This is a genomic window from Kitasatospora brasiliensis, from assembly GCF_032654805.1.
Lineage (GTDB): Bacteria > Actinomycetota > Actinomycetes > Streptomycetales > Streptomycetaceae > Kitasatospora > Kitasatospora brasiliensis.
In genome coordinates this window covers 106,259-118,199 of record NZ_JAUOOW010000001.1, presented here as the reverse complement: position 1 = coordinate 118,199, position 11,941 = coordinate 106,259, and the positions used below count along the sequence as shown (strand labels likewise).

The 11,941-nt window shown below is 73.0% G+C and carries 3 protein-coding genes; all 3 read left to right on the top strand.

Features of this window, described 5'->3' with window-relative positions; all coding sequences use genetic code 11:
* The first annotated feature begins 65 nt into the window (after positions 1-65).
* The 3 genes from QWJ13_RS00425 to QWJ13_RS00415 all read left to right on the top strand — a co-directional run bounded on the left by QWJ13_RS00425 (position 66) and on the right by QWJ13_RS00415 (position 11,917).
* The gene (locus QWJ13_RS00425; RefSeq protein WP_432277400.1) at positions 66-923 is read left to right on the top strand and encodes a sterol desaturase family protein; all 858 of its coding nucleotides are present in this window, start codon (positions 66-68) and stop codon (positions 921-923) included.
* Positions 924-993: 70 nt separating this feature from the next.
* Positions 994-10,236 (top strand): non-ribosomal peptide synthetase/type I polyketide synthase, encoded by a 9,243-nt coding sequence (locus QWJ13_RS00420; protein WP_316519758.1) that lies wholly within the window; start codon positions 994-996, stop codon positions 10,234-10,236.
* On the top strand, positions 10,223-11,917 hold the full coding sequence (locus tag QWJ13_RS00415) for a phytoene desaturase family protein (RefSeq protein WP_316519757.1): 1,695 nt from the start codon (positions 10,223-10,225) through the stop codon (positions 11,915-11,917). Before QWJ13_RS00420 ends, QWJ13_RS00415 begins: the two co-directional genes overlap by 14 nt.
* The last annotated feature ends 24 nt before the right edge of the window (positions 11,918-11,941 follow it).

Genomic DNA, 11,941 nt, shown 5'->3' with positions numbered 1-11,941 from the left:
ACGGTCCTACTCCGCCTAGAGTCTCTGACGTTTCCAGTCGTTAGTCCGCGAAGAACGGGGGGCGCGTGCTGTCAGCCATTGCCCGCCGGCTCGCCCATCCGCTCCTGCTCGTGGGTGTGCTGTGCACGGCCATCGCCACCCTGCACTTCCACTGGGCGCCGGATCGGGTCTCGCCGCTCTTCCTGATAGCCCTGATCGGATATCTGGCGGTCCTGGAACGGGTGATCCCGTACCGGATCGACTGGCATCCGAGTCGGCGTGAACTACGCTGGTACAGCGTCTACTTCGTGCTGAGCATGGTCGGCGGCGCACTGGCCCAAGGGCTGGTGGCGACGCTGGTGGGAGTGCTCGGCCCGGCCCATCCGGCGCTGCCGTTCGCAGTGGAGATCCCCCTCGCGCTGCTGGTCGGCTCGCTCGGCGACTACCTCGTGCACCGGTGGTCCCACCGCAATCGGTGGCTCTGGCGGCTGCACGGCGTGCATCACGTCCCGGACAAGGTGAACGTCGCGAACAACGGCGTGAACCATTTCCTGGACGTCTTCGTCGCGCAGTCCGTGGTCCAACTGTCGCTGGCGCTCATCGGATTCTCACCGGATTCGGTGTTCGTGGTCGGAATATTCGTCCTGGCTCAGGGGTATTTCGTCCACGCCAACATCGAAGTCCGCATCGGCCCGCTCAGCCACGTCCTGGCCGGCCCGGAACTCCACCGCCTGCACCACAGCACCGACCTCGCCGAAGCCGGCCACTACGCCTCCGACCTCTCGCTCTGGGATCACGTGTTCGGAAGCTTCACGTGGCGGCCCGGCAGAGCGCCGAAGACCGTCGGCCTCACCGACCCGGCCGCGTTCCCCGCCACAGGGGAGCTCGGCGCCACCCTGCTGCATCCCTGGCGCCGGGTGAAGACGACCGAACAGTCCGTCTGAACCCCGGCCCGCGAGGCCGCCCCCACTTGCCCGTGTCCCCGGCGCCACGCCATCACCCTCGGATTGGATCATGACCTCCTCGCCCTTCGCCGTGCCCCGCGAACGCATCGCGATCACCGGTATCGGCTGCCGCCTGCCGGGACACGCCAACGACCACCGTTCCTACTGGCGCAACCTGATCGAGGGCCGGGACTGTCTCACCGAGACGCCCGCCGACCGCTACGACACCGGCACCCTGGGCAGCAGGGACCGGGCCAAGCCGGGGCGGCTGATCGGCGGCCGGGGCGGCTACATCGACGGCTTCGACACCTTCGACCCGGACTTCTTCGGGATCAGCCCGCGCGAGGCCGAACACATGGACCCGCAGCAGCGCAAGCTCCTGGAGGTCAGCTGGGAGGCCCTGGAGGACGGCGGCCTGCGCCCCGACGAACTGGCCGGCCGGGAGGTCGGCGTCTACATGGGCGCCTTCACCCTCGACTGGAAGATCCTCCAGTTCGCCGACCTCGACTTCTCCACCATCGCCGCGCACACCGCCACCGGCACCATGATGACGATGGTGTCCAACCGGATCTCGCACTGCTTCGACTTCCGCGGGCCCAGCGTCTCGATCGACACCGCGTGCAGCTCCTCGCTGGTCGCCGTCCACCTCGCTTGCCAGAGCCTGCTCCGCGGCGAGACCGAACTCGCCCTGGCCGGCGGGGCGTTGCTGCACATGACGCCGCAGTACACGATCGCCGAGACCAAGGGCGGATTCCTCTCCGCGGACGGCCGCTCGCGCGCCTTCGACGCCTCCGCCGACGGCTACGTCCGGGCCGAGGGCGTCGGTGTGGTCGTGCTCAAGCGGCTCTCCGACGCGCTGCGCGACGGGGACCCGGTGCACGCCGTCATCCTCGGCAGCGGCGTCAACCAGGACGGCCGCACCAACGGCATCACCGTCCCCAGCGCGGACGCCCAGGTCACCCTGATCGAGCGGGTCTGCGCCGAGGCCGGGGTGGTGCCCGGCAGTCTCCAGTACGTCGAGGCGCATGGCACCTCCACCCCGGTCGGCGACCCGATCGAGGCCGCCGCCCTCGGCCGGGTGCTCGGCATCGGCCGCCGCCCCGGGGACCGCTGCTACGTCGGCTCGGTCAAGACCAACATCGGGCACACCGAGGCCGCGGCCGGCGTCGCCGGGCTGATCAAGACGGTGCTCGCGCTCAAGCACCGCAGCATCCCGCCGCACCTCAACCTGGAACGGCCCAACCCCGGCATCGACCTTGACGCGCTGCCGTTCGACATCCCGACCGTCCCGACGGTCTGGCCCGAGCACGTGGGCCCGGCCCGCGCGGGCGTCAACTCCTTCGGCTTCGGCGGCACCAACGCCCACGTCCTGCTGGAGGAGCCGCCGCAGCCCGAGTCCGACCAGCCGGTGGCCGAGCCGGTCCGCACGGTGCTGCCGCTGAGCACCAAGGACGCCGCCGGACTGCCCGAACTGGCCGCGGCCGTACGGCAGGAGCTCGCCGACGGGGCGCCGCTCGCCGACCTCGGCCACACCCTGGCGCACCGCCGCCAGCACCTGCCCGAGCGGCTCGCGGTGGTCTACTCCACCCGGCAGGACCTGGACGAGGCGCTGGCCGCGTACGAGCGCGGCGAGGAGCACCCGCGGGTGGTCCAGGGCCGCGCCCGGGAACGCAAACAGCGGCGCCTGGCCTGGGTGTTCACCGGCATGGGCCCCCAGTGGTGGGGGATGGGCCGGGGACTGTACGAGCACGAGCCGGTCTACCGGGAAGCCGTGCGGGCCGTCGACCGGGAGATCCGCGAGCAGGCCGGCTGGTCGCTGCTGACCGAGCTGGAGCGCAGCGAAGCGGACTCCCGGATGGCCGAGACCTGGCTCGCCCAGCCCGCCAACTTCGCCGTCCAGGTGGGCCTTTCGGCGCTCTGGCGAAGCCACGGCCTGCGCCCCGACGCGGTGGTCGGCCACAGCACCGGTGAGGTCGCCGCCTTCCACGAGGCCGGGGTCTACGACCTGGCCGACGCCGTCAAGGTGGTGCTCGCCCGCAGCCGGCTCCAGCAGCGCCTGGCCGGCACCGGCACCATGCTCGCCGTCGGCCTGCCGGAGGCGGAGGCCGAGCGCCGGATCCGCCCGTACCGCGACCGGATCTCGCTCGGCGCCGTCAACAGCCCCTCCGCGGTGACCCTGGCCGGAGACGCCGACGCGCTGCGCGAACTGGCCGAGGAGCTGAACCAGCAGGGCGTCTTCGCCCGGCTGCTGGACGTCGAAGTCCCGTACCACAGCGTGCGGATGGACCCGATCCGGGACGAGCTGGTCGCCTCGCTCGCCACCATCAAGCCGCAGGAGGCGCGGCTGCCGCTCTACCTGACCGCCCGCGAGGGGCTCGCCCGCGGGCCGGAGCTGGACGGCGAGTACTGGTGGCAGAACGTCCGCAACCCGGTGCGCTTCCGGGCAGCCGTCGAGCGGATGGCCGAGGACGGGCACGGGCTCTTCCTGGAGCTCGGACCGCACCCGGTGCTCGGCCACGCGATCCGCGAGTGCGCCGAGCAGGCGCACACCCTGCCGTCGATCCGCCGGCAGCAGGACGAACCCGAGCGCCTCGCCCGCAGCCTCGCCGAACTCCACACCCTCGGCGTCGAGTTGAGCTGGGACGCGCTGCACCCGGCCGGCCGCCCGACGCCGCTGCCGGCCTACCCGTGGCGGCGCGACCGCTACTGGGTGGAGCCCAAGGCGGTCGAGCAGGTCCGGCTCGGACGGCTCGACCACCCGCTGCTCGGCCGTCGCACCGCCAGCGCCCAGCCCGGCTGGACCGGCACCCTCGACCCCGAGCGGCTGCCCTACCTGAACGACCACCGGATCGAGGGCCAGGTGGTTTTCCCGGCCGCCGGGTACCTGGAGATGGCCGCCCAGGCCGTCCGCACCCTGACCGGCGCCACCGTGGTGACGCTGGCCGAGATCGAACTGAACCGGGCACTGTTCCTCTCCGAGACCGACCCCGTCCCGGTCCAGCTCGGCTACGCGACCGAGGACGCCCGCTTCACCATCGCCTCCACCCCGGAGGGCGGCGAACCCGGCGTGCACGCCGCCGGCCGGGTCCGCACCGGCCAGCGCCGCGCCTACGGGCCCGCACCGGACCTGGACGCGCTGCGCGCCCGGGGCCGGCGGCTCGACGGCCCGGACTGCTACCGGCGGCTGGCCGAACTCGGCTACGACTACGGCCCCGCCTTCCAGACCATCGCCGAGGTCTGGGCCGGCCCCGACGAGGCACTGGCCCGGATCCGGCCGACCGAGCAGCTCGGCCCGGACGCCGCCGCCCACCACCTGCACCCGGTCCTGCTGGACGGCTGCTTCCAGGCCCTGCTCACCACCCGGCTGCACACCCCCGAGGGCGGCAGCGTCCGGCTGCCCGTCTCGATCGAGGAGGTCAGGCTCGACGAGATCGGCGACCGCCCGCTCTGGGTGCACGCCACCGTCACCCGCGACAGCGGCGAGGAGCTCGTCGGCGACCTCGCGCTCTACACCGAGGACGGCACCCCCGTCGGCAAGGTCACCGGCTTCAAGGTCGCCGACGTCGCCCAGGCCCCGGCCTCCGTCGGGCTGGCCACCATCGACGGCTGGCTCACCGAGGTCGCCTGGGTGGCCGCGCCCGAGCCGACCATCGAGCAGACGCCCGGCGACCTGCTGCTCTTCACCGACGAAGGCGGCCTCGGCGAACGGCTGGCCGCCCTGGCCACCGCCCGCGGCGCCCGCTGCCACCTGGTGCGGCCCGGCACCGAGTACCGGCACGGCGAGGACCACTCGACCGTACGGCCCGACTCCGCCGAGGACGTCCGGCGGCTGTTCGCCGACCTCGACTCAAGCTTCGGCACCGTCGTCCACCTCTGGAACCTCGACCTGCCCGCCCTGGACACCGCCACCGCCGACCGGCTCGGCCCGCTCGCCACCCTCGGCGCCTACTCGCTGATCACCCTCGCCCAGGCCCTGCCTGCCGCCCGCCCGGACGGCCGACTGCACATCGTCACCCGGGGCACCCAGCCCGCCGCCCCCGGCGACCGGGTCGAACCGCTCGGCGCCCCCGCCTGGGGCATCGGACGGGTGCTGTGGCAGCAGGAGCTGGTCGCCCAGCGCGGCACCCTGATCGACCTCGACCCCGCCGCCGACGCCACCGCCCAGGCCGAGGCACTGCTCGCCGAACTCGCCGCCGGGGACGAGCAGGAGATCGCCCTGCGGGCCGGCGCCCGGCTCACCAGCCGGCTGCGGCAGGCCGAGGGCCTCACCCGCCCGCTGCCGCCCGTGCTGCGCCCCGACGGCAGCTACCTCGTCACCGGCGCCTTCGGCGCCCTCGGCCGGCTGCTCTGCCGCACCCTCGTCCGGCGCGGCGCCCGCCGACTGATCCTGGTCGGACGCACCGCCCTGCCCGAGCGCGCCCAGTGGGCGCACACCGACCCGGACAGCCCCGCCGGGGAGCGGATCGCCTTCCTGCGCGAACTCCAGGCGCTCGGCGCCGAACCGCTGCTCGCCCCGGTGGACGTCACCGACGAGGCCGCCCTCGCGGACTGGCTCGCCGACTACCGGCAGCGCCAACGCCCGCCGATCCGGGGCGTGTTCCACCTCGCCGGGCAGGTCAAGGACACCCTGCTGGCCCAGATGGACCGGCCGGCCTTCGACGCCGGCTACGCCCCCAAGGTCGTCGGCGGCCACCTGCTGCACCGGCTGCTGCGCGACGAACCGCTCGACCACTTCGTGCTGTTCGCCTCCGTCGCCTCGCTGCTCACCACCGCCGGGCAGACCAACTACGCGGCCGGCAACGCCTTCCTGGACGCCCTCGCCCACCACCGCCGGGCCGACGGCCTGCCCGGTCTCAGCCTCGACTGGGGCCCCTGGGCCACCGGCATGATCGAGGAGCTGGGCCTGGTCGCCCACTACCGCGACGCGCGCGGCATGAGCTCGCTGCCGCCGGACGCCGGGACGGCCGTCCTGGAGCGCGTCCTCGGCCAGGACCGCGCCCAGCTGCTGGTCGCCACCGTGGTCGACTGGCCGACCTTCCTCGCCTGGTACCCGGCGCCGCCGCCGCTGGTCGCCGACCTGGCGGCGAACGCCGCCGAACAGGCCCCGGCCGAGACCGGCGGCTTCCTGGACGCCTACCGCGCGGCCGACCCGCAGGCCCGCCGGGAGCTGGTCACCGAGCGGTTCACCGCCGCCGCCGCGGCCGTGCTGCGGATCGGTGCCGAGCGGATCGACACGGAGACCAGGCTCGGCGCGCACGGCCTGGACTCGCTGCTCGCGATGGAGCTGCGCGCCCGGGTGCACGGCGAACTGGGCGTCGCCCTGCCGGTGGTCGCCCTGCTCAGCAACGGCACCGTCGGCGACCTCGTCGACCTGCTCACCGAGGGCCTGACCGAGCGGCTCGACGCCGACGGCGGCCCGGCCCAGGCCGAGGTGGAGCTGTACACCGACGAGTCCCGCTACCCGCTCACCCACAACCAGCAGGCGCTCTGGTTCCTGCGCCTGCTGCACCCGGACGGCTTCGCGTACAACATCGGCGGCGCCGTCGAGGTCCGCGCCGAGATCGACCCGGAGCTGATGTTCGAGGCCTTCCGCTTCCTGGTCGCCCGGCACCCCGAGCTGCGCGCCGCCTTCACGGCCGAGGAGGGCCGCCCGGTCCAGCGGATCCGGGAGGAGGCCGAGGCCGACACCGGACTGTTCGACGTCGAGGGCCGGCCGTGGGAGGAGATCCACGAGCTGATCGTCCGCGAGTACCGGCGCCCGTACGATCTCGCCGGGGACCCGCTGGTCCGGCTGCGGCTGTTCCGGCGCGGGCCGGACCGCTGGGTGCTGATGAAGGCCGTCCACCACATCGTCTCGGACGCGATCTCCACCTTCACCTTCATCGAGGAGCTGTTCGAGGTCTACGAGGCGCTGCGCCAGGGCCGCACCCCGGAGCTGCCCCCGGTGCCGGCCCGCTACCTGGACTTCCTCAACCACCAGAACCGCTTCCTGGCCGGGCCCGAGGCCCGCCGGATGCTCGACTACTGGCGCGGCCACCTGCCGGCCGAGATGCCGGTGCTGGCGCTGCCCACCGACAAGCCGCGCCCGGCCGTGCAGACCCACAACGGGGCCTCCGAGTTCTTCCGGCTGGACGCCGAACTCACCGCCAGAGTCCACGAGTTGGCGCGGGCGAACGGCGCCACCCCGTTCATGGTGCTGCTCAGCGCCTACTACCTGCTGCTGCACCGCTGGTCCGGGCAGCCGGACATCGTGGTCGGCAGCCCCGTCACCGGCCGCACCCAGGAGGAGTTCGGCTCCGTCTACGGCTACTTCGTCAACCCGCTGCCGCTGCACGTGAGCCTGGCCGGGGAGCCGACCGTGACCGAGCTGCTGGCCCGGGTGCGGGGCAGCGTGCTCGGCGGCCTGGACAACCAGGACTACCCCTTCCCGCTGCTGGTCGAGCAGTTGGGGCTCCAGCACGACCCGAGCCGGTCCGCGGTGTTCCAGGCGATGTTCATCCTGCTCACCCACAAGGTCGCCGTGGAGCGCTTCGGCTACCGCCTGGAGTACATCGAACTCCCCGAAGAGGAAGGGCAGTTCGACCTGACGCTGTCCGCCTACGAGGACCGCTCGGACGGCTGCTTCCACTGCGTCTTCAAGTACAACTCCGACCTCTTCGAGCCGGCCACCGTCCAGCGGCTCGCCGCCCACTACCGCAACCTGCTGGACGCCATGACCCGCGCCGCCGAGGGCGAGCCGGTCGGGCGGCTGCGGATGCTGGGCGAGGCCGAGCGCCGGGAGATCCTCACCGGCTTCAGCGGCGCCGAACGCCGGATCGAGCACGACACCCCGGTGCCGGAGCTGTTCGCCAAGGCCGCCGCCGAGCGGCCCGAGGCCGTCGCGGTGGTCGCACCCGGCCGGGACATGATCCATCGGCTGAGCTACGGCGAACTGGAGCGACGCTCCCACCGCTTCGCCGTACGGCTGCGCGAACTCGGCGTCGGCGAGGGCTCGGTGGTCGCGGTCTGTCTGGACAAGTCACCCGAGCTGATCACCACCCTGCTGGCGATCTGGCGGGCCGGCGCCGCCTACCTGCCGCTCGACCCCGGACACCCCGCCGACCGGCTCGCCCACCAGGTGGCCGACGCCGGAGCGGCGCTGGTGGTGATCGACCAGCGGCGCCCGCTCGCGGCCGAACTGCCCGCCGAGCCGGTCACCCTGGAGGAGCTGGACCGGCCCGCCGGGGCCGCCCTGCCGCTGCCCGCCGCCGACCCGGACCGGGCCGCCTACGTGATCCACACCTCGGGCTCCACCGGCCGCCCGAAGGGGGTGCGGGTCGACCACCGCAACCTGGCCGCCGTCACGGCCGGGTGGCGCGCCGAATACCGGCTGGACACCGAGGTCCGGGCGCACCTCCAGATGGCCGGCACCGCCTTCGACGTGTTCTCCGGCGACCTCGCCCGAGCGCTCAGCACCGGCGGCACCCTCGTCCTGGTCGACCGCGAGCTGCTCTTCGACACCGCCCGGCTCTACCGGGTGATGCGGGAAGAGGCCGTGGACGGCGGCGAGTTCGTGCCCGCCGTGGCCCGCGCACTGCTGGCGCACTGCGAACGCGAGGGCCTCACACTGGACTTCCTGCGGCTGCTGATCGTCGGCTCCGACTCCTGGAAGGCCGCCGAGCACCAGCGGCTGCGCGCCCTGTGCGGCCCGCAGACCCGGCTGGTCAACTCCTACGGGCTGACCGAGGCCAGCGTCGACAGCACCTACTACGAGGGCGTCGCCGAACACCTGGAACCCGGCCGGATGGTGCCGATCGGCCGGCCGTTCCCGAACAGCGCGGTGTACGTCCTCGACCCCTACGGCGAGCCCGTCCCGGCGGGCGTGCCCGGCGAGCTGTGGATCGGCGGCGCGGGCGTCGCGGCCGGCTATCCCAACGACCCGGAGCAGGCCGCCCGGCGCTTCGTCACCCGGGAGCTCGACGGTGCGACCGTCCGGCTCTACCGCACCGGAGACCTCGGCCACTGGGACACCGCCGGCACCCTGCACCTGCTCGGCCGGATCGACAACCAGGTCAAGGTCCGCGGCCACCGGATCGAGCTGGGCGAGATCGAGGCCCACCTCACCGCCCGCCCGGAACTCGCCCAGGCCTGCGTAGCGGTCCGCCAGGACGCCCGGGGCGAGGCCACGCTGGCCGCCTACGTGGTGCCCGCCGAGGGCACCGCGCTGGACCGCCGCGAGCTGCGCCGCCACCTGGCCGAGCACCTGCCCACCGTGATGATCCCCTCCTACCTCACCGAACTGCCCGCCCTGCCGCTCACCCCGAACGGCAAGGTGGACCTCGCGGCGCTGCCCGAGCCCAAGGCCGACACGGCCGGGGCCCAGCACGAACCGCCGGTCACGCTCTACGAGACCAGGGTCGCCGAGCACTGGCGGAACCTGCTCGGCCTCGAAGAAGTCGGCCTCCAGCACGACTTCTTCGAACTCGGCGGCAGCTCGATCCGGCTCATCGAGCTGATCCACCACCTCCAGAGCGAGTTCAACATCAGCATCCCGGTCGGCCTGCTGTTCAAGGTCACCACCCTGCACGGCATGGCCCGCACCGTCGAACAGATCATCACCGGCGAGGTGGCCGGCGGCGAGCCCTACCTCTGGTTCAACTCCGAAGCGCCCGAAGGCCGTACGGTCTTCTGCTTCCCGCCGGCCGGCGGGCACGGGCTGGTCTACCGGCAGCTCGCCGCGCACCTGCCGGAGCACCGGATCGCCTCCTTCAACTACCTGACCGGAGACGACAAGACCGCCCGCTACGCGGACCTGGTCGAGGAACTGCACCCCGACGGGCCGTACGCGCTGCTCGGCTACTCGCTCGGCGGCAACCTCGCCTACGAGGTGGCCAAGGAGCTGGAACGGCGCGGGCGCACCGTCGACTCGGTGCTCCTGGTGGACGCCTACCGGGTCACCGAGGCCTTCGACCTCGGTGACGAGCACCTGGCCGTCTTCGAACGCGAACTCCACGAGCACCTGCACCGCCACACCGGCTCGAAGATCGTCGCCCAGGAGACCCTCGAACAGGCCAGGGACTACCTGGAGTTCAGCAGCCGCACGCCCAACACCGGGACCGTGAAAGCCCAGTTGGACGTGGTCTGCGAACGTGACCGGCTCTCGGTACACGTGGGCGGGGAGCCGGGCTCCTGGCACGGCGCCTCCACCACCGGCACCGCGGTGTACGTCGGCCACGGCACCCACGCCGAGATGCTCGACGGCGAGTTCGCCGCCCGCAACGCCGAACTGGCGGGCGCCATCCTGGCCGGAGGCACCGCCGATGGCCGCGGCTGACCGGGGACCGGACTGGTCCACCAGGGAGCGGGCCGGCGACGGCCCGCCCCGGGTCATCGTGATCGGGGCCGGCCTGGCCGGCCTCGCCACCGGCTGCTACGCGCAGATGAGCGGCCTGGAGACCCGGATCTTCGAGAAGCACGTCCTGCCCGGCGGCTGCTGCGCCGCGTGGTCCCGGCACGGCTACCTCTTCGACTACTGCATCGACTGGCTGATCGGCACCGCCGAGGGCACCGGAGCGCACCAGGTGTGGAGCGAACTCGGCGCCCTGGACGGCAAGTCGGTGACCCGCTTCGAGACCTTCAACCGGGTCGTCGACGAACACGGCCGGGCCGTCACCTTCTTCGGCGACCCGGACCGGCTGGAGGCCCACCTGCTGGAGGTCGCGCCCGGCGACGCCAAGCCGATCCGGGCCTTCTGCCGGGACCTGCGCCGCTTCGCCGCGATCGACCTGCCCTGGGAGCTCACCCCGCCGCCGCTGCGCACCACGGCGGAACGGCTGCGCACCCTGCGCGCCGTGCTGCCCGCGTTCCGGCTGTTCTGGCGCACCGCGACCACCCCGATGAGCGGCTTCGCCGAGCGCTTCCAGGACCCGCTGCTGCGGCGGGCCTTCCCCAACATGTTCCTCCAGGAGCCGACCGGCTTCCCGCTGCTGCCGTACCTGTACACCCTGGCCGCCTCGCACAACGGCAACGCGGGCTTCCCGCAGGGCGGTTCGCTCGGCCTGGCCCGCTCGGTGGAGGAGCGCTACACCTCGCTCGGCGGGACGATCGGCTACCGCTGCCGGGTCGAGCGCATCCTGATCGAGGACGGCCGGGCGATCGGTGTGGAACTCCGGGACGGCTCACAGCACTTCGCGGACCACGTGGTGGCCGCCTGCGACGGTCCGACGGTGCTGGACCGGCTGCTGGAAGGGCGCTACTCCAGCCCGTCCACCGAGCGGCTGTACGGCGAACTGCTCGACAAGCCGGGCAACCTGTACCCGGCCGTGGTGTCCGCCTTCGTCGGCATCGACGGCCCGCTGCCCGAGGGCGAGCCGCACAGCACCACCTACCTGCTGACGCCCGAGGACGGCGAGCGGCTGCCCGGCTCGCTCCAGCGCAGCCTGGTGGTGCAGCTGCGCTCCTCCTACGCGGACGGCTTCGCGCCGCCGGGCAAGTCGGTGCTGCACTGCACCTACTTCAGCGACTACCGCTCCTGGAAGGACCTGCGCACCAGCGACCGCCGGGCCTACCGGGCGCGCAAGCAGGAAGTCGCCGCGTTCGTCCGGGAGTTCCTGGAGCGGACGTACCCCGGGCTCGGCCGGCGGATCGAACTCGTGGACGTCGCCTCGCCGGTGACCACCGAGCGGTTCACCGGCAACACCTACGGCAGCATCCTCGCCTGGCAGGCCTTCTCCGAGGCCGAGGACGCCGCCAACCGGCTGGTCAACCGGGAGCGGATGCGACTGCCCGGACTGAGCGGCTTCTCGATGGCGGGCCAGTGGACCGTGCTCGGCGGGCTGATCAGGGCCGCCACCAGTGGGCGGTTCGCCGCGCAGTACCTCTGCCAGGAGCTGGGCCGGCCGTTCCGGGCCTGGCCCAGCGAGAACCAGGAACCCTGGCACCCGGGCAAGTGGGGCCGGCTGCCGCAACTCGACCGGGCCACCGTGGGGCTGCCGGAAGTGGGAGTGGCGGAATGACCACCAGTGAGACGACCCGGCAGA